The sequence below is a fragment of the Yersinia aldovae 670-83 genome, assembly GCF_000834395.1.
Classification (GTDB): Bacteria; Pseudomonadota; Gammaproteobacteria; order Enterobacterales; family Enterobacteriaceae; genus Yersinia; species Yersinia aldovae.
Genome location: NZ_CP009781.1, coordinates 1,100,206 through 1,125,147 on the forward strand (window position 1 = coordinate 1,100,206; position 24,942 = coordinate 1,125,147).

A 24,942-nucleotide genomic window follows, 5' to 3' on the forward strand; every position below is an offset into this window, starting at 1 on the left:
CGTTAACCAATTAATGCTGCTAAATAATTGCTGGAGAAAATAATGGCTATTCCCCGTTCGGTGCTGGAACTTATCGGCCACACTCCTTTGTTGGAATTGACCCGCTTTGACACCGGCCCATGCCGGTTGTTTGTTAAGCTGGAGAACCAAAACCCCGGCGGTTCGATTAAAGACCGCGTTGCGCTCTCAATGATTGAACAGGCGGAAAAAGAGGGTTTGCTGCAACCCGGCGGCACCATTATTGAAGCCACCGCCGGGAATACCGGGCTTGGGTTGGCGCTGGTTGCCGCACTAAAAGGCTATAAGCTGATATTGGTGGTGCCGGATAAAATGAGCCAGGAGAAAATTTTCCATCTGCGCGCATTGGGTGCGCAAGTGCTGCTAACCCGCTCTGATGTAGGTAAAGGGCATCCGGCTTATTATCAGGACTATGCTCTGCGGTTGGCGCAGGAGACTCCGGGTTCTTTCTATATTGATCAGTTCAATAACCCGGCTAACCCCGCAGCTCACCGTACCTCAACCGGCCCGGAACTGTGGCAGCAGATGAGCGAACACATCGATGCCATCGTAGTGGGTGTGGGTTCCAGCGGTACGCTGAGTGGCCTGAGTCACTATTTCTCCGAAGTTTCACCGACAACTGAATTTGTACTGGCCGATCCCGCCGGTTCCATTTTGGCGGATTTCGTCGACAGCAACCACATTGGCGATGCCGGTAGCTGGCTGGTCGAAGGGATTGGTGAGGATTTTATCCCACCGCTGAGTAACTTCTCACAAGTCAAAAAGACCTATCGAATTGATGATACTGAGGCTTTCAGCACCGCTCGCACCTTACTGCGGGAAGAAGGTATGCTGGCCGGGTCATCGACCGGCACCTTGCTGGCTGCGGCATTGCGCTATTGCCGTGAGCAAACTGAGCCTAAACGCGTGGTCACTTTTGTTTGTGACAGCGGTAATAAATATCTGTCGAAAATGTTCAATGACTACTGGCTGTTAGAGCAAGGTTTGCTAAGTAAACCGCAACAGGGCGATTTGCGTGATTACATCACCTATAGCCATGAGAATGGCGCGACTATTTCAGTTTCTCCACAGGATACGCTGGCCACCGCTCATGCCCGAATGCGCCTGTATGACATCTCCCAATTGCCGGTACTGGATGGCGAGAGGATCGTTGGATTAATCGATGAATGGGATCTCCTGAACGCAGTGCAAGCCGATGCTTCCCATTTCAAACACCCCGTCAGCCGCGCGATGACACCTCAGGTCAATACATTACAAAAAGAGGCCGATTACTGCTCTCTGCTGGCCACCTTTAATGAGGGGCATGTGGCGGTGGTGCTCGATGGCGAGCGATTCCTCGGCCTGATTACCCGTACTGATGTTTTGAATAGTTGGCGTCAAAAGCTAGCTTAACCTTCTCATATTAAGGATTTTTATCATGGCAAAGTTCGATACCTTAACCGTCCATGCCGGTTATACCCCTGATAGCACCGGTGCAGTGATGCCCGCAATTTACGCGACATCCACTTTCGCACAACCGGCCCCCGGCGAACACACCGGGTATGAATATTCCCGCAGTGGTAACCCGACACGTACCGCGTTGGAAAAAGCAGTTGCAGAATTGGAAGGCGGTATTCGTGGTTATGCCTTTGCTTCCGGATTAGCGGCTTGCTCGACCGTTCTGGAACTGCTGGATCAGGGCAGTCATATCATTGCGGTGGATGATTTATACGGTGGAACCTATCGCCTGCTGGAGAAAGTACGCAGCCGCACTGCCGGTTTGCGGGTGACTTATGTCTCCCCTGCGGATACCGCAGCCTTGGAACAGGCCATTTTGCCTGACACCAAAATGATCTGGGTGGAGACGCCAACTAACCCATTGTTAAAATTGGCGGATCTGACGGCGATTGCTGCGATTGCCAAGAAACATCAATTGATTAGTGTGGCAGACAACACCTTTGCCTCGCCGTATATTCAGCGCCCGCTGGACTTAGGATTTGATATCGTGGTGCATTCAGCCACCAAATACCTTAATGGTCACTCCGATGTGGTCGCCGGTGTCGCGGCAGTAGGCAATAACCCTGAACTGGCGGAACAATTAGGCTTTTTGCACAATGCCATTGGTGGGATTTTAGACCCGTTCAGTAGCTTCCTGACATTGCGTGGTTTGCGCACTCTGGCTTTGCGCATGGCACGACATAACCACAGCGCCCAACGCATTGCTGAGTGGCTTGAACAGCAGCCACAAGTGGAAAATGTGTATTATCCGGGGCTGAAAAGTCACCCACAACATGCGCTGGCAGCCAAACAGATGACGGGTTTCGGCGGCATGATTTCAGTACGCTTGAAAGGGGATGATGAGTTTGCTCGCGCAGTCATTAAACGCTCACATTTGTTTACGCTGGCCGAGAGTTTGGGCGGTGTTGAGAGCTTGATTAGTCAGCCCTACAGCATGACTCATGCATCAATCCCGCTGGAAACCCGCTTAAAACACGGCATTACCCCGCAGTTATTGAGGTTATCCGTCGGGATTGAAGATACCGACGACTTGATTGCTGACTTGGCGCAGGCGTTAAACGGCTAAGGTTTAATCAGGCAAGAAAGCATGCGGGCCGGATCTGCCGCCACCCGCAGCGCCTCGACAGCCTGAGCTGTTAAGCTAAAAGAAGAGGCCAAAGCAATCAGCAAAGTCGCACTCCCAGGCCAGAAATACGTACTTTAGTCATTATCGCCATCCTCAAAATAGGTTTTTATGATTTAATATCAACAGGTTGATTAGGAATCTACTGATGGTATAACCACTTCAGGATAAAATTCCGCTGCAACATCCGGATGAGAGCGCAAGCGCCCTTTGAGGTAGTTCAGCCCAACATCGCGGAACAGCGGATTATCAAGGTCGCTCGCCGCGCCACGGGCCGCAGCCGCCAGTTCTGCCGTTAACGGGTACAATGGCACCACCGCATCTAAACGCGCACCGAGGAAGAATGCGATGGATAAGCGGTCAGTCCCCGCCGGTGGGGTTTCAACCCGATGCACCGTTGCGCGCAAATACCCATTACTGGCCAGCTCCAACAATTCACCAATATTGACCACAAAAGTACCGTCCTGCGGAACGGCATCAATCCACTGCCCCTCTTCCACTTCAACCTGTAAACCACGCTGTTTGTCTTGCAGTAAAAAACTGAGAAAGCCTGAATCTTTGTGCGCGCCAACGCCCTGCCCGCTTTGTGTGGTTTCGCGCCCCGGATAACGAATCAGCTTGATATGTTCATTAGGTTTATCGCCATATAACTCATCAAAGGCGTTTTCATCCAGACTCAGCGCTTGAGCAAAAGCACGCAGTAGGCGTAAAGCCATCGCAGTCATTTCAAGCTGCCATTGCAATAATGCGGGTTTTAATTCAGGCAGTGCCTCAGGCCATTGATTCGGGCCTTGCAACCGCGCCCAAATTGGCGTATCCGCCGTTTGTGGTAATGGATGCCTCTCGGCACCGATATCGAACTGTTCACGCCAATCTGGTTGGCCGCGCGTTAATTCGGAAGCGGCACGGTTGTAACCGCGAAAATGTGGAGAATGGATCATCGCTACCGACTGTTTTTCCTCATCGGGTAGCGCAAAGAACTGCCGTGCTAGCGTTTGTATCTGTTGTAACAGTGTCGAGTCGATACCGTGGCCGGTAAGATAAAAAAAGCCGATATCCCGTGCGGCATCACGTAATGCGAGCAGAAATGCCTGACGTTCAGCATCACTGCCATTGAGTTGGGAAAGGTCTAATCGCGGTAACTGATTAATCGGTGCGGGGTTAGCCGCGAATGGCTTGCTTGATATTTGGTGAGTCATTTTTCACTCCAGAATTTTCAGTTGGTTTTTTTTCTCGCTCAGAACCAATGAAAACTGGACAACCATACAAACGGATAATTAGCATAATCAACTCCTGAGCTATGGGGTGAAAGCAGAGCGACGACAACCCCATTACAGCGTGGGTTGTTAAGCGCGTTATCGAGCAGATACTTAACAATCTATATCCAAACGATATAAATAATTAACACCCAAAGAGCACCCGTCACCAATATCAATCCGTTCTATGTTATTTCTTTCATCATTGACAACCACCGCAAACCAATCATTATCAGTGATAATAAATACAACCATCATCACTCTGTCTTATTTCGTGGCTAATCTGAACCCCTTTCATGTTTGATCTGAAAGTATTAGGTTAATGATTGATGCCCTTTATTCTGTCGGGGAATGTACTATGTTCGGCAAATGCATAACGCAGTTTTACCTTAGTCGTCTGGCTTACCAGGAGGGTCTTAATGGATTTGGCCCTATTTGATTTAGATGAAACGCTGATCAGCGACGATTGCTCGGGTTTATGGATGCGTTGGCTGGTTGATGAAGGGTATGCCCCGATCGAGCTGGCAGAACAAGAACAGCGTTTAATGAAGCAGTATTATCGCGGACAACTGTCAATGTCTTGCTATATGGAGTCGACACTATCGCCTCTGGCGGGGAGAGACACGACAGAAGTCGCGGCGTGGGTTGAGCGCTTTATCGAGCGTGATATTCTGCCGCGAATCTATCCGCAAGCCAGAAAGCAACTGGCCTGGCACCGTAAGCGCGGTGATTATATTGTGATCATTTCAGCCTCAGGCGAGCATCTGGTCACCCCGATTGCCAGGCATTTGGCTGCCAATACTGCGTTATCTATCGGTGTCACCGTAAAAGATAACCGTTATACCGGCCAGATCTATGGCACGCTGACCTACCGGGAAGGCAAAGTTGAGCGACTGAAACAGTGGCTATCCGCCTCGCCTCAGTTAGCCTTTCAGCACACCTACGGTTACAGTGATTCCATCAATGATAAACCTTTACTGGAATACGTTGATCACGCGGTGGTGATCAACCCCGGCACTGAATTAGTGGATTTAGCTATTTTGCATGACTGGGACATCTATCATTGGCAAAAAATAGCTAGCCCTAACTCCTAATAAATAGAGAGGCTTACATGTTGACTGTTTGGGGTCGTAATAATTCGACTAATGTCAAAAAAGTGCTTTGGTGTCTGGAAGAGCTGGAAATGGCTTATCAGCGAATTGATGCTGGCGGTCAATACGGGCAGTTAAATGAACCGCATTATCGCGCCTTAAATCCAAACGGCCTGATCCCCTGTCTGCAAGATGACGATTTTATTTTGTGGGAATCCAACACTATCGTGCGTTATCTGGCGGCACAATATGGCCAAAACACGCTTTATCAGGCAGATATACAGCAACGTGCAGGTGCTGAAAAGTGGATGGATTGGGTGACATCAAGTGTCACAGAGCCATTTAAAACAGTGTTTATTGGCTTGGTACGAACCCCGTCAGAGCAGCAGGATAAAACAAAAATCGCGCAGGGCATTGTGCAGTTAAATCGCTTAATGACCATTGCGGATGAGGCGTTAGCCAGCCAGGCTTATCTTTCCGGCGATAAATTTGGTATTGGCGATATTCCGCCAGGGTGCCTGGCCTATGCCTGGTTTAACCTGCCAATAGAACGCCCACACCTGCCACACTTACAACGCTGGTATCACAATTTGAGCCAAAGAGTGGCATTCCAGAAAGTCATTGATATTGGATTGAGTTAATTAAACAGGGGTGAGCAAACGCAGCTAACCCCTGAAGCTTCAAGTACAAACCCTATTCCCAAGGTCATTGGAGTCACAGGTAGGCAGCAAGTGAGCACATCCCGATGAACTTACTCAAGTAAGTGATTCGGGTAAGTGAGTGCAGCTAACACCCCTGTGACTTCAAGGACGAAGGGGATTAGAAATCGTAGCTGGCACCGACCATATAACGACGCCCATCCAGAACTTTGTCGTTAACGTCGATATCCACACGTTTATCTAACACGTTATATACCCCTCCCATCAAGCGAACTTCTTTCGTCAGTTGATAGTTCGCACCTAAATCGACAAAAGTATAAGACGGTGTACTCGCGCCCATACTGGTGCGACTGAGGTACTCCGAGGTTTTACCGCGATAGTTGGCGCGTATCCAGGTAGCCAGCTCTTCACTTGCCTGCCAGTTTACTGTGCCATTTATCATGTGCTTAGGCATCTGATTCAGTGGCTGGCCGGCAAACTGCCCGCTCTTCTGTTCAGATTCAGTAAAGGTATAGTTGGAGGTCAGTGACCAGTCTTTATTGATTTCCCAGCCAAAGGTCGCCTCGACACCACGGGTAATGGCTTTATCGACATTAGTACGATCACTGATAAATCGGTAAGAGGTGCCATTAATCATACATTGGCCGGAGGCATTACCGGTGGTATCAGTACAACGACGTACTTCAGTAATTTTATCTTTGAAATCAGTATTAAACAGCGTCATTCCGGCATTCAGCCCTTCCTGGTCATCCCAAAGGATACCGATCTCTTCGCTGAGACTTCTTTCTGGTTTCAGGTTGGCATTACCGATAATGATGGCCGGGTCACCTCTTCCCCCACCGGTGATTTGCCCCCAGTTTTCCGTGGCCTGACGCAAATCAGGTGAACGATAACCACCGGATACCCCACCTTTTAACGTCCATTGCTCCGCTAAATGCCAAACACCGTATAGCCGTGGCGTCCAGTGCGTACCGTAGTTTTCATCTTGATCCATACGGATGCCGCCGGTCAGGGCGAAATCGTTAGTCATCTGCCATTCGTCTTCAGCAAATAGCGCCCAACTCCAGCGCGTCAGCTTGGTGAGGTCACTGGCTGAGGCTAACTGATTACCTTGGTCATTCAGCTCTTCATAACGATATTGTCCACCCAAACTGAGGGTATGGTTATCCAGCAGGAAAGAAGTTTGCGTATTGAAAATATTGTCGACACTTTTCATTTCACGCGAGGGATTGCGGGTTTCGTCGCGCTGAACATAACTGGTTGAATTACCAAAATCATAATAACCGTGGTGGGTTATCGCATAATTATTACGATCATATTGCACATCACTGCCAGTACGGTTTGGTGCCACTGAACGCCCGGCTGTTGAATTTCTATCTTGCACATAATGGCCAATATCGAAATCAAATTCGTTTTTATCATCCGGTGTCAGAGTAAAGGTTGCCGCACCATTTCTCAGACGCTGTTCATTATAACCATCGACAATTTTGTCTTCGCTACGATGAGAAAGCAGACCGCTGACTTTTAATCCCAATAAACCATCAATTAATGGACCGGAAGCGTAAGCATTGGTCTGGAATATATCGCCGGAATTTGAATCTTCCTGCAAAGTCGCATCCGCACGCACGGTTCCATGCCACATTTTGCCCACTTTGCGGGTAATAACGTTAATTACGCCGCCCATGGCATCCGAGCCATATAACGAGGACATCGGGCCACGCACCACTTCGATGCGTTCTATGGCGGCAAGCGGTGGCAGCCAGCCCTGTTCAATGCCGGAGCCATCGCTGTTCGGGCGAGTGCCACGGGTATCAATCCGTTTGCCATCCACCAGAATCAAGGTATATTTCGCTGACATACCGCGAATACTGATATCGCTGTGGCTACCACCGCCGGTAACCACTACGCCGGGCACATCTTTTAGCGCGTCAGTAATATCGGTATAGGCTTTATTCTCGATTTGCTCGCGAGTCACCACGGAAATAGAGGCGGCGGAATCTTGAATTCGCTGCTGGAAGCCCGATGCGGTGACAACCATAGTATCGGTTGACGTGGTTTTTTTTGTTTCAGTAATATTGGTGTCAGCGGCATAAGCCTGAGATGAGATAATTGCAGCGATGACCCAAGTCGCTGAGTTTGTTTTCCTAAATACCTGATTAACCTTAACCATTACACGTTCTCCATGAGGTGTAAATTTATTCATAACCCTTTGTGCAGCCGATTTTTGCTTGCAGCAATACCGCCTGTCGGGTAGGTGAAAAATTATTATTTATAAATATTGGCAATAGCTCACTACAGCAGAAATATCGCCTTCGGCGCATCCTGCTTTATTATTATTTTATAAAACCTGCTACTTCTAAAAATATATGCCTTACGTTACATCGCTGATATGACACACAGTAAAATAAGGCATTTAAAAAATTCAGATCGACGGTTCTGTAACCAGCCCATCAATTAAAACTTGAGGTGTCCCTTGTGAGCAGTGCTCAATACGCCCTTTGACACCATAGACTTTGGCCAGACTATGCGGCGTAATCACCTCTTCCGGCAAACCGTTGGCAATCAACGCGCCATTTTGCAACATCAACACATGGTCGCCATGCCGTAGCGCAATATTGATATCGTGAACCACCACCACCGTAATAATGTTGCGTTTGCGGGTTTCCTGACGCACCAAATCCATTACGTGAAACTGATAATTCAGATCCAGCGCACTGAGGGGTTCGTCCAGCAGTAACAGTGACGGCTGGCGGATCAAAGACTGCGCTAACCCTACCAGTTGCTTCTGCCCGCCAGAGAGCTGGTCCAGATAACGCAGCGCCAGATGCGCAATGCCCAATTGTTCCAACAACGCCATTACTTCCGCTTCACTGCTGGCATTACTACGCCCACCCGACGCACGCTGTGCCACAATTATCGACTCCAGCACATGCAGATGTACACCAGCAGGAAGTGATTGTGGCAAATACACCACTTTTTCTGCCCGCTGAGCAAATGGCATCAACATCAGATCACGATCATCCAACCACAATTGCCCTTGCGCGCGGTTTAACCCCGCCAGCGAGCGCAACAATGTTGATTTGCCGCTGCCATTGGGCCCAAGTAGCACCGTGATTTTGCCACGAGGCAGCAACGGCACTTGTAAATTCTGAATCACCGGGTGTTTTGGGTAGCCTGCATTAAAATTTTCAATACGTAAGCCTGGAATCATACATTCCCCCGATGGCGCAAAATAATGCTCAGGAAGAATGGCACTCCCACCAGCGAGGTGACGATCCCGACCGGGATAATGATACCGGGAATCAGGTTTTTTGAGGCAATCGAGGCCATAGATAGCACCAACGCGCCAATCAGCGCACTGGCTGGCAGGTAGAAACGGTGGTCTTCGCCAAAAATCATGCGAGCAATATGAGGTGCGACCAGCCCGATAAAACCAATAGGCCCGACAAATGCAACTGCCAGCGCCGATAACATACTGATGCGCAGTAATGTGCCGAGGCGCAAACGGCGCACATCGATACCAAAACTTATCGCACGATCTTCACCAAGACGCAGCGCGGTCAGCTTCCACGAACTCATCATCGACAAGGGTAACATCAGCGCAAAGATGGCCAACATGATGCCCAGCTTGGTCCAGGATGCTCGCGCCAGACTGCCCATCGTCCAGAACACCAAGCCTTGTAACGTGTCTTCACTGGCGATGAATTGCATCATGGAAACCAGCGCATTAAAGGTAAACACCAAAGCAATACCGAACAGCACCACGCCAGAGGTGGCAACCCGCGTCCAGCGAGTGATACCGTCCAGCATCAATGCGGCAAACAAAGCAAAAATGAACGCATTAACCGAGATAAACCATTGGTCTGGCACCCCCGGAATACCTATCCCTGACACAATCGCCAATGCCGCGCCAAAGGCCGCCGCAGAAGAGACACCAAGTGTAAACGGACTGGCCAATGGATTATTCAAGATGGTCTGCATCTCTGCCCCAGCCAGCCCGAGTGATAAACCAATTACCACGGCCATCAGCGCATAGGGTAAACGAATATCCCAAACGATAACCCGGGTTCCGGCATCTGCGCTGACCGGATCAATTAACGTCTGCCACAGCGACGATAACGTTAAACCGGAAGGCCCCATAGTGAAATCCAGCAGCAAGCAGCCAAAGATTGCCAGAACCAATACCCCTAGAATTAACAGGCGGTGGCGCACGATATTTTTATAACGCCCCATGACACTCGCGTCCATTGGCTGCGGGGTGTTGGTCATAGGTTCAGTGGTTATGCTCATTTCTTTGTTACCTGATACCTGTTCATCGCTTACGACGGCTCATGATTGCGGTTTAAAAATCACTATTTCCCGGCTTCAATCCAATAAGTGCCACTGGGTTCCACCGCAAGGAATTGCGCATACAAATCATCCATCGTTTTCTTGGGGTCAAGAGATGCAAATTGTTCTGGATAGAACCATTTGGCAAAGCTTTGAATAGCTAACAGGTTATATGGCGAATTGTAATAATTATGCCAAATCGCATAGCTACGGCCATCTTTGACCGCACTGAGGGTATTGATCCCTTTACGATTGAGAATTTTTTGCAGTGAGGCTTGCGCCTGTTCTGGTGTAACTTGCGCGCCCAATGCCACTCCGGGAGCCTTGCTGTCAGGCGCTTTGCCGCCGCTGGCAATATAGATATCGGGATTCGCTGCCAGTACCTTTTCCAGATTGACGGTGCCTAACGCCCCCGGCAGTAGGTTTTTAGCAATATTATTGCCACCGGCCTGATCGATAAAATCGCCCATATTGCCTTTTCCAGCGCTACCGCAGCACTCTTCCGATGACCCAGCGCGTAATTCAATAAAGACACTCGGCTGGTTATTTTTCGGGATTTTACTTGTAATATCAGTAACCTGACGAACCTGCTCCTGATAGAACTTGATGTAGTTTTCAGCTTGCTGCTCACGATGCAGCACTTTACCCAGCACGCGCATACTTGGCAGGGTATTTTTTAGTGGCGAGGTACGAAAATCGACGAACACTACCGGGACACCCGCTTTTTCAAGTTGATTGACCAACTCGCTATTTTTACCGGGGCCATGACCTGATAAACCGAAGATGGCAATATCCGGGTTTAGCGTCAAAACCTTTTCCGGGCTAATACTGTCGGCAGTCGTGTTACCAATCAGTGGGATATTATCAATCTGCGGGAACTTAGCTTGATAGATTGCGTAGGTTTGCGTATCCAGCTTGCGAAAATCACCCTGCCAGCCAACAATGCGGTCAAATGGCTTTTTACCTTCGAGTAAGGAAACAGCATAAAATAAACGCCCTTCTCCCAGTAAAATTCGATCAACTTTTGCCGGAATCTCTACTGAACGGCCAGCCATATCAGTGACCGTCACCGCCGAAGCACTAAACCCCGCCATCAAGGTGCTGACGAATAACGCGCTAATACTTAGCCATTTCGCCATTTTCCCTGACACCATTGCCCGTAACTTAATTGTCCGTAACACAAGTTGCACACCAAACCCCTTATCTTTCTATATAAGATGGTGCTAACAATAAAGCAAATGATAATACTTATCAATAAGATTGCTATAAGTGATTGGATGTAAATCTATGTAAAAGCTTATTTTATAATATTATTTAAACAGTAGGGCTAAATCCGCCCCATTCTCAGATCAATAATGAACAAGATTTAGCGAAATTATTCGCGCATGACTGCTCAAAAAAACACCAACCCGATGACGTAAAAAAGGGCGATAGCATTATCGCCCTTCTATCACTATAAGGTTACGTTGGCTACGACATCACTTTAGTCAGGAATCTGTACCGACTTTTTCGGTTCCAGGCCATCTTCACTGTCATCACGCCATTTTGGGAATTCCATATCTTTATATTTGATAACCTTAGTGCCACGAGTCAACTTGAAGCCGAACCAAATGATCAGGAACAATGGAATACCAATATAAGTTGCCGTCACACCATACCAATCAATCCTGTCTTGCAGGAAAGCCTGATAGTTCTGCCCCAAGGTAATGATCAAACACAATACAAAGGCAAAAATCGGCCCCACAGGGAAGAAACCAGACTGATAAGGTAAATCATTCAGATCACGGCCCTGCATCATATAGCCACGGCGGAAGCGGTAATGGCTGATGGCAATCCCCAACCAGGCGATAAAGCCGGTCATACCGGAGGTGTTCAGCAACCACAGATAGACAGTTTGGTTACCGAACATTGAACTGAGGAAACACAAACCCGCCACCACGGTGGTCGCATACAATGCATTACGCGGTACGCCCCCCTTCGACAACTTAGCGAAAATACGTGGCGCTTTACCTTCGGACGCCAAAGTAAACAGCATCCGCGTGGAGGCATACATGCCTGAGTTACCCGCTGACAATACTGCGGTCAGAATAACCGCATTCATCACTGCCGCCGCAGATAACAGACCGGCATTCTGGAACACCAGCGTGAACGGGCTAACACTGATATCCTTAACGTCATTGCGTAACAGACTTGGGTCGGTATACGGAATAATCAGGCTGATAATCAGAATGGCGAAGATATAGAACAGCAGAATACGCCAGAAGACCTTGCGCACCGCGCGCGGAATATTTTTGCCCGGATCTTTTGATTCCCCGGCAGCAATACCAATAAGCTCGGTGCCCTGGAAAGAGAAGCCGACAATCATCGCCACGCCTATCATGGCGGAGAAGCCCCCCGCGAACGGCGCATCACCGATAGTCCAGTTGTGCCAACCTGCGGTTTCACCGCCTTTCATGATACCGCTTATCATCATCACACCCACAATGATAAAGATAATCACCGTAGTCACTTTGATCAGTGAGAACCAATATTCCGCTTCACCAAAACCTTTTACTGAAATGTAGTTCAGCAAGAACATCAGGGCGAGGAATAGCGCGCTCCAGATCCAGCCGGGGGCATCCGGGAACCAGTAATTCATTACCAGTTGTGCGGCGACCAGGTCAACGGCAATGGTTACTGCCCAGTTGTACCAGTAGTTCCAGCCGAGGGCGAAGCCGAAGCCTTCCTCAACATATTTGGAACCGTAGGTTGAAAATGAACCGGATACCGGCATAAAGGCCGCCAGCTCACCGAGGCTGGTCATCAGGAAGTAGACCATCAGGCCAATCAATGCATAGGAGAGCAATGCGCCCCCCGGGCCTGCTTGTGATACCGTCGCACCGGAGGCGACAAACAAACCGGTACCAATAGAGCCACCGATGGCAATCATGGCTAAATGCCGCGACTTAAGCTCACGGCGCAAACGCTGTGCGCCCTGCTGCACTGGGATTTTAGTATTCTGCTGAGTCATTCTTACCCTAATCCACCCTTAAAAAAATAAGGCGGGATTGTAACAAATCCCACCGTCCCGGATAGTAACAATGCGCTGATATAAGATACCTTCATGATCCCGACGTAATTATTAGCAAAAACGCCCTATGATCAGTCAAAGCGCAGGGAGGCTAGAGATTCTTCCCGCCATAGCGCACAACGCGGGTATAAAACACCAAAAACAGGAACATCCTCAAGCCTAATACGCTTTTGCTGACACCGCTTAGACCTCTTCCTGACAATAACTGAGAAAACGCTGCAACGCATTGGAGATGTGCTTTTGTCGGTGATGAATCAGATATAGCGTGCGGGTAAGCGGCGGCATGGGGATTTGCAACTCAATCAATTCACCGCTGGCAAGTTGATCGGCAATGACTCTGCGCGACAAGCAACTGATGCCCATCCCATAGCGCACCGCCCGTTTAATGGCCTCAGAGTTACCCAATTCCATCACCAGTTTGAAATGCGGCAGTTGTGTCAGCAGCAGGTGATCTAACACTTCGCGGGTACCGGAACCACGCTCACGCAGAATCCAGTCCGCATCCGCCAGGTCTGTCAGCGTTAGCGCTTTATGGCACAAAGCACTATCAGGGGCGGCAAACACCACCAATTCATCACGCAGCCAGGCTTGGGTGACTAATTCGGGCATATGGCATGGCCCTTCAATCAAGCCCAGGTCGCCACGAAAATCGGCAACGGCTTCAATTACATCCTGACTGTTGCCGATATTCAGCTCCAGTGGCGTGCCGGGGAAATCACGTCGGTATTTGGCAATCATACCCGGCAGCATGTAATTGCCAATCGTGCTACTGGCCGCAATGCGCAGCGCACCCAAATCCTGTTGAAAAAGTTGTTCTATCTCAATGGTCTGCTCAAGGAGCGCCAGCGCTTTGGGGTACAGCAGCCGCCCATGTTCATTAGTGACCAGGCGCTTACCGACTCTATCAAAGAGTTGCACCCCCAATTGCCCTTCCAAATCTGCCAACGCAGCGCTGACTGCCGATTGTGAAAGCGCAAGCACAACCGAGGCTTGGGTCGTAGAGCCACTTTTCAGTACCTCAGTAAAGACTTCAAGTTGACGCAAGGTTATGTGCATAACGGTCTCTATAGTAAAAAATGGAGGACGCTATCATCACTCTGTTCGTCAGTTAGCGAAGGAATGAGCTGACTTATTAGTAGTGAATACAGTGACTGACGAACGAAATGTATAGCTTTACTGACATAAGACTAACACCTTTGAACAAAATCGGGAGGTTATTGGTATGGGAAATTAAGACGTAATAAGGCATCCATCAGTGAATCCAATTACCACTTATATCGATTAATTATAAATATATAATGAATTTATCTATTAGATTAAATGCCGTTAAACTGGACCTAATCTTTACCGGACACAGGAACACATCACATGGCGACTTATCATACAAAAGAACTGCCCCGCCCACAGCAGTTTACTCTGACCCGCTATATTCCGGGCCTGGCGTTAGCTGGCGTGATAACCGGGTTAGCGCTCAAAGTGGGTGACATGCCGTGGTTTATCGATATGGGGTTGGGAGCACTGACGCTGGCGATCATCTTCGGTATTGTCGTTGGTAACACCCTGTATCCGTGGGTAAAACCAGCCTGTTCCGATGGTGTGGTATTGGCTAAACAGCATTTGTTGCGTTTGGGGATCATTTTGTACGGTTTCCGCCTGACCTTCCAGCAAGTGGCGGATGTGGGAGCCACCGGGATGATTATCGACGTATTGACACTCGGTTCTACCTTTATGCTGGCGTGCTGGCTGGGCAAACGGGTGTTTGGCCTCGACCAGCAAACGGTGATGTTAATCGGTGCTGGTAGCAGTATTTGTGGAGCCGCTGCTATTATGGCCACCGAACCGGTGCTGAAAGCCGATGCCAGCAAAGTGGCCGTCGCCGTCGCAACAGTGGTGATTTTCGGGACATTGGCGATTTTTGTTTATCCGTGGCTGTATCAGCTCAACCTGCATTACCAGTGGTTGCCATTTAGTGAAGAAACCTTCGGTATTTTCGCCGGTTCCACTATTCATGAAGTGGCGCAGGTAGTTGCGGCCGGGCATACCATTGGCCCTGACGCCGAGAATGCCGCCGTTATCACCAAAATGATCAGAGTCATGATGCTGGCACCGTTCTTGCTGTTGCTTTCCGCGTATCTGGGCCGCCGCAGCATGAAAACCAGCGGTCAAAAACATGAGAAAAGTGCCATCACTATTCCGTGGTTTGCGGTGATATTTATTCTGATGGCCGGTTTTAACTCACTAAATCTACTGCCGGCCGCATGGGTCAGCCACCTGATTATGCTGGATACTATTTTGTTAGCAATGGCAATGGCGGCGCTGGGGTTAACCACCCACATCGGTTCTATCCGCCAGGCGGGGGTAAAACCACTGTTACTGGCACTGCTCCTGTTCATCTGGTTGCTGGTTGGCGGAACCGGTATCAACTTATTAGTGCAGCATATCGCTGGTTAAAAGATAACTGCATAAACATATCATTCAAGGGCTGCCTCGGCGGCCCTTTTCTTTTCCCACAGTTTATCCCATTCAATCATGCCGCTATCGGTGCCATAATGGCCGGGATATCAAAGGAGAATGGAATGAAATTTGTCGGTGCACATGTCAGCGCAGCAGGTGGAGTTGATCAGGCTGTGATTCGGGCGCACGAACTTGAGGCCACTGCCTTTGCCCTGTTTACCAAGAATCAACGCCAATGGCGCGCCGCGCCATTGGCGCAAGACGTGATCGAAAAGTTTAAGCAAGCTTGTGAACAATATGGTTATACCTCCGCCCAGATCCTGCCACACGATAGTTATCTGATTAACCTCGGCCATCCGGTTACTGACGCGCTGGAGAAATCCCGCGAAGCCTTTCTTGATGAGATAACCCGTTGCCAGCAACTGGGGCTATCGTTACTGAATTTCCATCCCGGCAGTCATTTACTGCAAATTGATGAAGAGAAGTGTCTGGCACGCATCGCAGAATCGATCAATATCGCGCTGGATGCCAGTGAGGGAGTGACCGCTGTCATTGAAAATACTGCCGGCCAAGGCAGCAACCTCGGTTTTAAGTTTGAACATCTGGCCGCTATCATTGCGGGCGTGGAAGATAAAAGCCGCGTCGGTGTCTGCATTGATACCTGCCATGCTTTCGCCGCTGGTTATGATTTGCGCACTGAAGAGGATTGTGAGCATACCTTCAAGCAGCTCGGTGATATCGTCGGTTTCCAGTATTTGCGTGGTATGCATCTTAATGATGCCAAAAGTGAATTCAACAGCCGTGTCGACCGCCACCACAGTCTCGGTGAAGGGAATATCGGCAAAACCGTGTTCAGTTATATTATGCGCGATCCGCGTTTCGATAATATTCCGCTGATTCTGGAAACAGTCAATCCAGATATCTGGGCCGAAGAGATAGCCTGGCTGAAGTCGCAAGCCGAATAAGCATAAAAAAACCGGCACTTAGAGGCCGGTTTTTCTTATTCACTGCGCTATCTGATTCACTCTTATTACGCGGCTTTAGCCACGACTGCATCAGGACGTTTCAGCATCGCGTACAGGCCACCGGCCAGAACAGTACCGGCAATAATTGCCACCAGATACAACAGCACCGGATGAATTGCCCCTGGGATTAACAGCACAAACAGCCCACCGTGTGGTGCCATCAGTTGCGCGCCAAAGGCCATCGACAGAGCACCGGTTAATGCACCACCGGCGATACAGCACGGCAAGACACGCATTGGGTCACGGGCAGCAAATGGAATCGCCCCTTCAGTAATAAAGCACAAGCCCAGAACCAGCGCCGCTTTGCCCCCTTCCTGCTCGCCTTTGCCGAACTTATGACGCGCCAACAGGGTTGCCAGGCCCATTGCCAGCGGTGGAACCATCCCCGCCGCCATAATAGCCGCCATCGGGGCATAAACTGACGAACTCAACAGCGCCACCCCAAAAGCGTAAGCCGCTTTGTTCACCGGCCCGCCCATATCAGTACACATCATCGCACCGAGGATGGCACCCAGCAGTACCGCATTGGCAGTACCCATTGATTGCAGCCAGTTAGTCAGGCCAGTCATGATTTGCGCCACCGGTGTACCGACCACATAAATCATCACTAAACCGACAATTAAGCTGGCCACCAGCGGGATAATCAGTATCGGCTTGAGTGCTTCCATACTCTGCGGCAAACGCAGCTTGGTGCTGATCGCTTTGGCGACATAACCGGCCAGGAAACCGGCGATAATCCCACCAAGGAAGCCCGCACCGGTACTCACCGCTAACATACCGCCAATCAAACCCGGCGTCAGGCCCGGACGGTCAGCGATGGAGAAGGCGATAAAACCGGCCAACACCGGCACCATTAGGGCGAAGGCAGAACCGCCACCAATTTGCATCAAGGCAGCAGCCAGTGTGCCTTTGACTTCAAATGCTTTAATCCCGAACACAAAAGAAAGCGCAATACACAAACCACCGGCAACCACCATTGGCAACATGTAAGACACACCGGTCAACAGGTGACGATAAGGGCCACTGGTTTCAGTTTTTTTCGTGCCGGTGCTGCTGCCCGTTTTTGGCTGATAAACTTCAGCTTCCACCAGTGCTTTATCCAGCTCTTGTACGGTCTTCTTCAGCGCCAGGCCGGTAGTAGTACGATACATCGGCTTGCCAGCGAATTTGTCCAAATCCACTTCAATATCAGCCGCCACAATCACTAAATCTGCCGCAGCCACTTCTTCTGGCGTGATAGCATTGCCCGCGCCAACGGAACCGCGCGTTTCAACTTTTACCCACCACCCACGTTTTTTCGCTTCACTTTCAATGGCTTCAGCCGCCATAAAGGTATGAGCCACACCTGTCGGACACGCAGTAATCGCCACAATACGTTTCGGGCCGGCCGCCGGTGTTACCGTCGCAGCCGGAACCGCCGCCTGATAAGGTTTAGCCTGTGCTATCGCCTGAGCGAGGAAGCCTTCAGGGTCACGCACCGCTTTTTCCACATCACCGATATAAAGATTCTTACCGTTCAACGCACTGTCGGCAGGGGCGGATTGCCCGGCGACAATCACCAGCTCTGCATCGGCTGCATTCTCAACCCAGCTCAGTCCCGCTTTTGCCGCCGCAGCACCCAGCATCAGTGTCGCGAGGTGGCCTCTGGCCTGCCCGAGCGAACTGTCTATTATTAGTAGCGTTTTCATTTCGCCTCCGGAGATTAATTAAAGGGTTTCAAATCAACTTTCGCCATCATGGCTGCCAATTGCGGGCGATCCGTAATACCGACATTGCTCTGGCTGACGGCCAGAGCAGCAACGGCTGTTGCCAAACGCAGCGTGTGTTCGCTGGACTCACGCATCAACAAACCATAAATCAAGCCACCCACCATTGAGTCACCCGCGCCCACCGTGCTTACCACTTCACAGGCGGGCGGTTTGGCGAGCCAGGCTCCGGAGGCATTGACCCACAGCGCCCCTTCAGCTCCGAGAGAAATCACCACATGGGCAATCCCCTGATCCCGCAAGGCATGTGCCGCTTCCACCACATCACCCAGTTCGGGTAACGGACGACCAGCCCAGATCTCCAATTCACGGCGATTGGGTTTAACCAACCACGGCGAGGCTTTCAAGCCCGCAACCAAGGCTTCACGGCTACTGTCGAAAATGATGCATGGGCATTGGCTACGCAGACGCTTCATCCAGTCGGTGAAATCATCAGGATTGACGCCCGATGGCAAGCTGCCACTGACTGCAACCATATCGAATTGCCCCAACCAGCTTAGGGAATCATTGACGAAACGATCCCAGTCGGGTTTGGTGACGTCAAAGCCGGAGAAGTTAAAGTCGGTGACTTCCCCCTCTTTTTCGGTCAATTTGACGTTAATGCGGGTACGGCCCGGCACCACCTGAAAACGGTTGGCGATACCTAATTCGCTGAAAAGCAGTTGGAAGCCATCTTGATTATCTTTACCAAGGAAACCGCCGACAGTGACATCAATTCCTAAGTCTTTCAGCACTTTAGCAACATTAATGCCTTTGCCCGCAGCGTGCAGACCGGCAGTTTTCACCAGATTCACTTCACCACGTTCAATCTCAGGACAAAACCCCACCAGATCGTAAGCCGGGTTCAGCGTGATAGTTGCGACTCTTCTGCTCATGCTGCCCCCTCGCCCAAACCGGCAGCAATTGCTACACCAATCGCATCCAATGCGGCCTGTGCATCTTCACCGCTGGCGGTAAAGCGCAGGCGATTGCCTTTTTTAACCCCTAAAGCCACAACTTTCATCAGACTACGTCCATTAGCGGGTTTACCGGTGCCGTCCAGATTGGTTACGGTGATTTCACTGGTAAACTGTTTGATTGTATTGACTAAAACCGTCCCTGGGCGCGCATGTAACCCGTGCTCGTTGCGAATCGCAAACTCAGCGCTTAATACTTCATTTTGTTCAACATATTCGCAGGTCAGCAGCGCCAGCAGTGCGGCAGCATCGGCGTTCAGCAAGGCGTCAGCTTTTTTCGCCAGCAGCAAGTCGCTTAGATAGTTAAGCACCAACAAGGGTTGGTCATCAGCCACGGACAGCGTCAGCAGCAGGGCAACTTTCTCACCGTGGTGCTCAAAGGCGTTGGCCGGGCGGCTAACGGTTACCGCGCTGACCAAATTGCCTTCGGTGCTATCGCTCAGCCAGATCCCCTGCCCTAAGTTCAGCGGTTGGCGAGTAATCACATCGCTAACAAAACGGGCATCTACAGCGCCTATTTGTTGTAAGCGACCCGCATTCAGTGCTTGCAGCGTGATCAGATTGTCAGCAGCAACATCCAGGGCGATAAGTGAAGTGTCGAAATGGAACTCAGCGGACTTTTTCTCGCCCATCAGCAAACTGCGTAGCTCTTCAGCTGACGTGGTTTTTGCCAACTGCGCGGCAACCGCGTCGTCACTTAATACGTGTGTCAGTTGGCGCAGTAATGCCAGGTGCTCGTCAGAACGTGCGGCAATACCGATAACGATATAAGCAGTTTGACCTTCGCCCCAGGCTATCCCCTGCGGGAATTGGAAAACCTGAACGCCCGTGTTCAGCACCAAGTCGCGGGTATCAGTGGTACCATGTGGGATGGCGATGCCGTTGCCCAGGTAAGTGGACGTCTGTTGCTCACGCGCCAACATGCCATCGACATAAGCTGCGGCCACACAACCGGCTTGAGTCAAAGCCGCCGCCACTTGGGTGATAGCGTCATTCTTGCTGTCTGCCTGTGCAGCCAGATGGATATCTTGCGTAGATAACTGGAACATATATCTCCTCTCTTGCTGAAGTGAATCGTTTCAGCTCTTATGAGAAAAAGGCGCGTTACCCTTTATCATGTAGTGACGAGATAACGCTGAAACGTTTCAATTAGTGTGTTTCTGACTCAAAACTTATGCAAGTTTTCTGCTTTTATTCTTGATGGATCTTTGAGGTTCCGCACATTTTGATGCTAAACAGGCTTTCGTCAGCCGCCAAAAACGTGATTAGCTGATAGTTGCTGACACATATTTAACAGGAGTCAAACGATGTCTGTCGTGGTCGGGGTTGGAGTCATTATTGTTAATTCGCAAGGTGATATATTACTGGGTAAGCGCTGCGGTCAACATGCGCCTTATTGGTCAATTCCCGGTGGTCATCTGGATGCCGGAGAGTCTTTTGAACACGCAGCCCTACGTGAGGTTTTTGAGGAAACAGGCTTAATGATCAATCAAGTAGAGGTTGTCGGGCTGTGCAATAATATCGCCACCTGGCGCGAAGAAGGCAAACATACGGTATCAGTTTGTATGTTGACCCAACACCCCGGAGGGCAGCCAGAGCTGAAAGAGCCGGATAAATGTCAGCAATGGCTGTGGTGTCATCCGCGTGATTTACCTGAACCCCATTTTGAAGCCAGCCGCCACGCGATTGATTTATGGCTAAATCAGCAGTTCTATCGTCCTTACGACTAAAACCCACGCTATATAAATAACTATATAGCCATTGAATTCAGTCAGTTATTTGTGCTGTCGCACGAAAATTTGTTCATTCCTCACATTTATATTCAGCAAATCTGAACTATTATTGCTAAATACCCCTATCGGGTTAGTCATCAGCAGAGAATCTCCCTACAATAGACCCACTTATTTACGGGTAAGACTTATCGCTACCCGATAGTGATATGTTGGCAGATTATCTGGCCTGTAAAGTGTTAGTACATTGAGTTCGTCTGAACTACCAATAATTATTAGATAAATAACAGTGGGTGCAATTATGAGCAATAAACAGACTGGCTTCGTAAAGCGACGCCGGTGGGGATGGTTATGGGTTCTGCTGATTGGCATCATCATTGGTGCTGCGCTGTTGGCGGGAACGGCCACTGTCTTCCATAAAACCAGTGATACTGCGTTCTGCGTTTCCTGTCACACCATGCAACAACCGCTTGCTGAATACCAGGGCAGCGTCCACTTCCAAAACAGTAAAGGTATCCGCGCTGAATGTGCTGACTGCCATGTTCCTCATGAGCCATTAGATTATCTATGGACCAAAATCCGGGCGGTGAAAGATATCTACGGCGAAATGGCCGGCACTATCAATACACCAGAAAAATATGAAGCGCATAAACTGGCAATGGCCCAATCGGTCTGGAAAACGCTGAAAGAGAACGACTCAGCCACCTGCCGCTCGTGCCACAGCTTTGATGCAATGGATATCACCGCGCAAAGTGCTGAGGCCCGAATTCAGCATCCGGTGGCGATTAAAAAAGGTGAAACCTGTATCGATTGCCATAAAGGTGTCGCTCATATTCTGCCGGACATGAGTGAAGTGACTCAGGCCGGTGCTACTGAATTGGCCACCGCCGCTGCACAAACGCCAGCCACTGCCACCACCTTATATACCATCGCCACTGAGCCTTTCTTTATGAATGCAGGTGACAGCCATAACGCCGGTAATCTGATGCCATCGACCGAAGTGGAAGTGGTGAAACAGCAAGGTGACCAAGTGCTGGTGGATGTGAAAGGCTGGCAGCAAGATGGCGTGGCAGAAGTGTTCTATGCCGCCCAAGGGAAACGTATCCTCAGTGTTTTACTGGGCGAAGAAGCACAAAAAGCGCTGAAAACATTGAATACACAAACCGATGCAGAAACCAATCTGGTCTGGCATCAGGTGGCACTTCAGGTTTGGTTACCGAAGAAACAACTGGTGGATGATCAGCAAAAAATCTGGCGCTATGCCTCAGATATGATGTCCGCCAACTGTACCGGTTGCCACGGTTTGACCGCATTGGATCGCTTTAATGCAAACCAATGGATTGGAGTAATCAAAGGCATGGCACCACGTACCTCGCTAACGCAAGAACAGTTACGTGTGATGACACAATATGTCCAAAAACATGCCAGTGATATGCCGGCCAAGCTGTAAATAAGAGGCGAAAATGACTAAATTCGAACAACAACCGTTACAAATGAGCCGCCGCCGCTTCTTAATGGGAACCAGCGCGCTGGCAGCCCTGCCGTTAGTGGCTGGCTTGTGGCCTAAATCTGCACTGGCGCAAGCCATCAGCCAGGCATTACCGCAGTTTCTGGCATTACGTCAGGCACAGAAAGGTATCCTGACCGGCGCACATTGGGGTGCGTTTGAAGCCATCGTCGAAAATGGCCGCATGATAGGTGTGCAGCCAGTAAAAGATGATCCGTGGCCCAATGATCTGATCACTATGGCTCCCTATCAGGTACATGCGGAGAACCGTATTAAATACCCGATGGTACGAAAAAGCTGGTTGGAAGGCGGCCCCGGCAGCCATACCGAATTACGTGGCCGCGATGAATGGGTGCGTGTCAGTTGGGATAAAGCCACAGAACTGGTGTGTAACGAGATTGTGCGCGTACAGAAAGACCACGGCCCACAAGCGCTGTATGCAGGTTCTTATGGCTGGAAAAGTGTTGGGATGCTGCACAACAGCCGCACCCTGCTGCAACGCTTAATGAATCTGACTGGGGGTTTCCTCGGCTATGCCGGTGACTATTCAACCGGTGCGGCGCAGGTCATTATGACCCACGTTATGGGGTCGATGGAGGTTTACGAACAGCAGACTGCCTGGCCAAATGTGGTCGAAAACAGCGAGCTGGTGATTCTATGGGGTTGTAACCCGATGATCACCTTGAAAAATAGCTGGAATATCCCGGATCACGTCGGTCAAACTGGCTTTGAAGCGCTGAAGAACAAAGGCACCAAAGTCATTAGCATTGACCCGGTTCATAATGACAGTGCTAAATTCACTAATGCTCAATGGATTGCGCCGCGCCCATATACTGACAGCGCAATGCTCATTGGGATTGCCCACACCTTATTGACAGAAAAGCTGCACAATCCGGACTTTATCAAAACCTATACCATTGGCTTCGATAAATTCCAGGCTTATCTGTTAGGGGAAACCGACGGTCAGCCTAAAACGGCAGAATGGGCGGCAGATATCAGCGGTGTCGATGCTGATATTATACGCCAACTGGCGCGCGATATGGCGAAACAGCGCACCATGATCATGGGCGGTTGGGGTATTCAGCGTCAGCATCACGGTGAGCAGCAGCACTGGTTGCTGGTGACGGTTGCCTCTATGCTCGGCCAAATTGGTTTGCCGGGGGGCGGTTTCGGTTTCAGCTATCACTACTCATCAGGCGGTAGCCCAACGGCGAAAGGCGGCATTTTACCGGGGATTTCTGCCGGTAACGCGCCGAAGAACTCACCGACCCCCATTCCGGTGGCGCGCATTGCCGAGTGTCTGGCGAATCCGGGTAAAACCATTGATTTCAATGGCACTAAAGTGACCTATCCGGATGTCAAAATGGTCTATGTGGCGGGCGGGAATACCTTCCACCAGCATCAGGATACCAATAATCTGGTGAAAGCCTGGCAGTATCCTGAAACCATTGTGGTGAATGAGCCTTACTGGACTGCCACCGCTAAACACGCTGATATCGTGTTACCGGCGACCACCAGTTATGAGCGTAACGATCTGGAGATGGGCGGCGATTACTCGCAGCTTTATGTCTTCCCGATGCATCAGTGTGTGCCGCCGCAGCATGAATCTCGCAGTGATTTTGATATTTTTGCCGCGATGGCGACCAGGCTTGGGGTAATCGATGCCTTTACCGATGGCAAAGACGAAACCCAGTGGCTGAAATCGATGTATGACGATATGAAGTCGCAGGCACGTACTGCACGCGTCGCCTTGCCGCCATTCGATATGTTCTGGGAATCGAACAACTATATCCGTTTCCCTATCCCGGAAGCGAACAAGCAGTGGGTGCGTTTCGCTGATTACCGTGAAAATCCGTTACTCAATCCGCTGGGAACCCCTTCAGGTAAGATTGAGATCTATTCGGATACTATCGCCAAAATGGAATACGCGGATTGTCAGGGAATTCCCACCTGGATGCCACCGCATGAATGGTATCGTGGGGTGGAAGCGAAGAAATACCCGCTATCCCTGAATACCGCGCATCCGATCAATCGCCTGCATTCGCAATTGGATAACACGCCACTGCGTGAAAAATATGCGGTAGCGGATCGTGAAGCGATTCTGATTAGCCCACAAGATGCCAGTGCGCGTCAGATTGTGAATGGCGATTTAGTGCGAGCATTTAATGATCGCGGGCAGATTTTGGTGGGTGCGGTAGTGACAGAAGATGTGCGCCCAGGGGTGGTACGTATCAGTGAGGGCGCATGGTTTGATCCTGCCGAACCCTCTGTGCCGGGTTCGATTTGCAAGAACGGCAATATTAACTGCCTGACTTTCGATATTGGTTCGTCCAGTTTGGCGCAGGGTAACTGCGGGCAGATGGCGCAACTTGAAATTGAAAAGTACACCGGGCCGATGCTGAAAAATACCGCCCATGCAGTTCCGACTGGGGCATAGTCTTTAGGTGAATAACTCGGTAGT

At 50.1% G+C, this 24,942-nt stretch carries 20 protein-coding genes and 1 pseudogene; 9 read left to right on the forward strand and 12 right to left on the reverse strand.

Going from position 1 to position 24,942, the window contains the following annotated elements:
* Positions 1–42: 42 nt before the first annotated feature.
* Both AT01_RS05105 and AT01_RS05110 read left to right on the forward strand, forming a co-directional pair.
* Positions 43–1,410 (forward strand): pyridoxal-phosphate dependent enzyme, encoded by a 1,368-nt coding sequence (locus AT01_RS05105; protein WP_042546333.1) that lies wholly within the window; start codon positions 43–45, stop codon positions 1,408–1,410.
* Between the two features lie 25 nt (positions 1,411–1,435).
* Positions 1,436–2,581, forward strand: coding sequence for a trans-sulfuration enzyme family protein (locus tag AT01_RS05110; RefSeq protein WP_042546334.1), 1,146 nt, complete (start codon positions 1,436–1,438; stop codon positions 2,579–2,581).
* A 29-nt stretch (positions 2,582–2,610) separates the two neighbouring features.
* Here the strand turns inward: AT01_RS05110 and AT01_RS22560 are convergent.
* The 3 genes and pseudogenes from AT01_RS22560 to AT01_RS22440 form a co-directional block, all read right to left on the reverse strand.
* Positions 2,611–2,723 (reverse strand): annotated as a pseudogene (locus AT01_RS22560) (MetQ/NlpA family ABC transporter substrate-binding protein); the annotation flags it as partial.
* A gap of 49 nt (positions 2,724–2,772) precedes the next feature.
* Positions 2,773–3,837 carry an isopenicillin N synthase family dioxygenase gene (locus AT01_RS05115; RefSeq protein WP_042546335.1) on the reverse strand — a complete coding sequence of 355 codons (1,065 nt, stop codon included), beginning with the start codon at positions 3,835–3,837 and terminating at the stop codon, positions 2,773–2,775.
* Entirely contained in the window at positions 3,800–3,922 is a 123-nt protein-coding gene (locus AT01_RS22440; protein ID WP_261006253.1) for a hypothetical protein, read from the reverse strand. Before AT01_RS22440 ends, AT01_RS05115 begins: the two co-directional genes overlap by 38 nt.
* A gap of 391 nt (positions 3,923–4,313) precedes the next feature.
* Here AT01_RS22440 and AT01_RS05120 point away from each other — a divergent pair, with 391 nt between their 5' ends.
* On the forward strand, positions 4,314–4,988 hold the full coding sequence (locus AT01_RS05120) for an HAD family hydrolase (protein WP_042546336.1): 675 nt from the start codon (positions 4,314–4,316) through the stop codon (positions 4,986–4,988).
* 17 nt (positions 4,989–5,005) lie between these two features.
* Positions 5,006–5,626 (forward strand): glutathione S-transferase, encoded by a 621-nt coding sequence (locus AT01_RS05125; RefSeq protein ID WP_042546337.1) that lies wholly within the window; start codon positions 5,006–5,008, stop codon positions 5,624–5,626.
* A gap of 178 nt (positions 5,627–5,804) precedes the next feature.
* Here the strand turns inward: AT01_RS05125 and AT01_RS05130 are convergent, their stop codons facing one another.
* From AT01_RS05130 to yieE, 6 genes are all read right to left on the reverse strand, one after another.
* A complete protein-coding gene (locus AT01_RS05130) occupies positions 5,805–7,814 on the reverse strand; it encodes a ligand-gated channel protein (RefSeq protein ID WP_042546338.1) in 2,010 nt (669 codons plus the stop codon).
* Between the two features lie 252 nt (positions 7,815–8,066).
* Positions 8,067–8,855, reverse strand: a complete 789-nt coding sequence (locus AT01_RS05135) for an ABC transporter ATP-binding protein (protein WP_042546339.1) — start codon at positions 8,853–8,855, stop codon at positions 8,067–8,069.
* Entirely contained in the window at positions 8,852–9,934 is a 1,083-nt protein-coding gene (locus AT01_RS05140) for a FecCD family ABC transporter permease (RefSeq protein ID WP_042546340.1), read from the reverse strand. The genes AT01_RS05135 and AT01_RS05140 overlap by 4 nt, the downstream gene beginning before the upstream one ends.
* Before the next feature lie 62 nt (positions 9,935–9,996).
* Positions 9,997–11,127, reverse strand: a complete 1,131-nt coding sequence (locus AT01_RS05145; protein ID WP_052489993.1) for an ABC transporter substrate-binding protein — start codon at positions 11,125–11,127, stop codon at positions 9,997–9,999.
* 329 nt (positions 11,128–11,456) lie between these two features.
* Positions 11,457–12,983, reverse strand: a complete 1,527-nt coding sequence (locus AT01_RS05150) for an amino acid permease (RefSeq protein ID WP_042546341.1) — start codon at positions 12,981–12,983, stop codon at positions 11,457–11,459.
* Positions 12,984–13,226: 243 nt separating this feature from the next.
* Positions 13,227–14,099: a DNA-binding transcriptional regulator YeiE gene (gene yieE / locus AT01_RS05155; protein WP_042546342.1), complete on the reverse strand. Its 873-nt coding sequence runs from the start codon at positions 14,097–14,099 to the stop codon at positions 13,227–13,229.
* A gap of 312 nt (positions 14,100–14,411) precedes the next feature.
* Here yieE and AT01_RS05160 point away from each other — a divergent pair, with 312 nt between their 5' ends.
* Both AT01_RS05160 and nfo read left to right on the forward strand, forming a co-directional pair.
* Positions 14,412–15,494, forward strand: coding sequence for a YeiH family protein (locus AT01_RS05160; RefSeq protein ID WP_042546343.1), 1,083 nt, complete (start codon positions 14,412–14,414; stop codon positions 15,492–15,494).
* 125 nt (positions 15,495–15,619) lie between these two features.
* Entirely contained in the window at positions 15,620–16,462 is an 843-nt protein-coding gene (gene nfo, locus AT01_RS05165; RefSeq protein WP_042546344.1) for a deoxyribonuclease IV, read from the forward strand.
* 65 nt (positions 16,463–16,527) lie between these two features.
* On the opposite strand, the gene fruA is transcribed toward nfo, so the two are convergent.
* The 3 genes from fruA to fruB are packed head-to-tail and all read right to left on the reverse strand — an operon-like array spanning position 16,528 to position 20,293.
* A complete protein-coding gene (gene fruA, locus AT01_RS05170) occupies positions 16,528–18,210 on the reverse strand; it encodes a PTS fructose transporter subunit IIBC (RefSeq protein ID WP_042546345.1) in 1,683 nt (560 codons plus the stop codon).
* 14 nt (positions 18,211–18,224) lie between these two features.
* Positions 18,225–19,163, reverse strand: a complete 939-nt coding sequence (gene fruK, locus AT01_RS05175) for a 1-phosphofructokinase (RefSeq protein ID WP_042546346.1) — start codon at positions 19,161–19,163, stop codon at positions 18,225–18,227.
* The gene (gene fruB, locus AT01_RS05180; RefSeq protein ID WP_042546347.1) at positions 19,160–20,293 is read right to left on the reverse strand and encodes a fused PTS fructose transporter subunit IIA/HPr protein; all 1,134 of its coding nucleotides are present in this window, start codon (positions 20,291–20,293) and stop codon (positions 19,160–19,162) included. Before fruB ends, fruK begins: the two co-directional genes overlap by 4 nt.
* A gap of 258 nt (positions 20,294–20,551) precedes the next feature.
* Here fruB and AT01_RS05185 point away from each other — a divergent pair, with 258 nt between their 5' ends.
* The 3 genes from AT01_RS05185 (at position 20,552) to torA (ending at position 24,918) form a co-directional block, all read left to right on the forward strand.
* Complete coding sequence (locus tag AT01_RS05185; protein ID WP_042546348.1) at positions 20,552–20,974, forward strand: nucleotide triphosphate diphosphatase NUDT15; 423 nt, start codon at positions 20,552–20,554, stop codon at positions 20,972–20,974.
* Positions 20,975–21,275: 301 nt separating this feature from the next.
* Positions 21,276–22,424, forward strand: a complete 1,149-nt coding sequence (locus AT01_RS05190) for a NapC/NirT family cytochrome c (RefSeq protein WP_042546349.1) — start codon at positions 21,276–21,278, stop codon at positions 22,422–22,424.
* Between the two features lie 13 nt (positions 22,425–22,437).
* Entirely contained in the window at positions 22,438–24,918 is a 2,481-nt protein-coding gene (gene torA, locus AT01_RS05195) for a trimethylamine-N-oxide reductase TorA (RefSeq protein WP_042546350.1), read from the forward strand.
* The last annotated feature ends 24 nt before the right edge of the window (positions 24,919–24,942 follow it).

Bases quoted from the DNA above. Each gene is read 5' to 3' on its own strand.
- AT01_RS05140 (WP_042546340.1), bottom strand. From the start codon at position 9,934: ATGAGCATAACCACTGAACCTATGACCAACACCCCGCAGCCAATGGAC.
- AT01_RS05120 (WP_042546336.1), top strand. From the start codon at position 4,314: ATGGATTTGGCCCTATTTGATTTAGATGAAACGCTGATCAGCGACGAT.
- AT01_RS05115 (WP_042546335.1), bottom strand. From the start codon at position 3,837: ATGACTCACCAAATATCAAGCAAGCCATTCGCGGCTAACCCCGCACCG.
- AT01_RS05160 (WP_042546343.1), top strand. From the start codon at position 14,412: ATGGCGACTTATCATACAAAAGAACTGCCCCGCCCACAGCAGTTTACT.
- AT01_RS05150 (WP_042546341.1), bottom strand. From the start codon at position 12,983: ATGACTCAGCAGAATACTAAAATCCCAGTGCAGCAGGGCGCACAGCGT.
- yieE (WP_042546342.1), bottom strand. From the start codon at position 14,099: ATGCACATAACCTTGCGTCAACTTGAAGTCTTTACTGAGGTACTGAAA.
- nfo (WP_042546344.1), top strand. From the start codon at position 15,620: ATGAAATTTGTCGGTGCACATGTCAGCGCAGCAGGTGGAGTTGATCAG.
- AT01_RS05125 (WP_042546337.1), top strand. From the start codon at position 5,006: ATGTTGACTGTTTGGGGTCGTAATAATTCGACTAATGTCAAAAAAGTG.
- fruA (WP_042546345.1), bottom strand. From the start codon at position 18,210: ATGAAAACGCTACTAATAATAGACAGTTCGCTCGGGCAGGCCAGAGGC.
- AT01_RS05130 (WP_042546338.1), bottom strand. From the start codon at position 7,814: ATGGTTAAGGTTAATCAGGTATTTAGGAAAACAAACTCAGCGACTTGG.
- AT01_RS05105 (WP_042546333.1), top strand. From the start codon at position 43: ATGGCTATTCCCCGTTCGGTGCTGGAACTTATCGGCCACACTCCTTTG.
- torA (WP_042546350.1), top strand. From the start codon at position 22,438: ATGACTAAATTCGAACAACAACCGTTACAAATGAGCCGCCGCCGCTTC.
- AT01_RS05110 (WP_042546334.1), top strand. From the start codon at position 1,436: ATGGCAAAGTTCGATACCTTAACCGTCCATGCCGGTTATACCCCTGAT.
- AT01_RS05185 (WP_042546348.1), top strand. From the start codon at position 20,552: ATGTCTGTCGTGGTCGGGGTTGGAGTCATTATTGTTAATTCGCAAGGT.
- AT01_RS22440 (WP_261006253.1), bottom strand. From the start codon at position 3,922: ATGCTAATTATCCGTTTGTATGGTTGTCCAGTTTTCATTGGTTCTGAG.
- AT01_RS05190 (WP_042546349.1), top strand. From the start codon at position 21,276: ATGAGCAATAAACAGACTGGCTTCGTAAAGCGACGCCGGTGGGGATGG.
- AT01_RS05145 (WP_052489993.1), bottom strand. From the start codon at position 11,127: ATGGTGTCAGGGAAAATGGCGAAATGGCTAAGTATTAGCGCGTTATTC.
- AT01_RS05135 (WP_042546339.1), bottom strand. From the start codon at position 8,855: ATGATTCCAGGCTTACGTATTGAAAATTTTAATGCAGGCTACCCAAAA.
- fruB (WP_042546347.1), bottom strand. From the start codon at position 20,293: ATGTTCCAGTTATCTACGCAAGATATCCATCTGGCTGCACAGGCAGAC.
- fruK (WP_042546346.1), bottom strand. From the start codon at position 19,163: ATGAGCAGAAGAGTCGCAACTATCACGCTGAACCCGGCTTACGATCTG.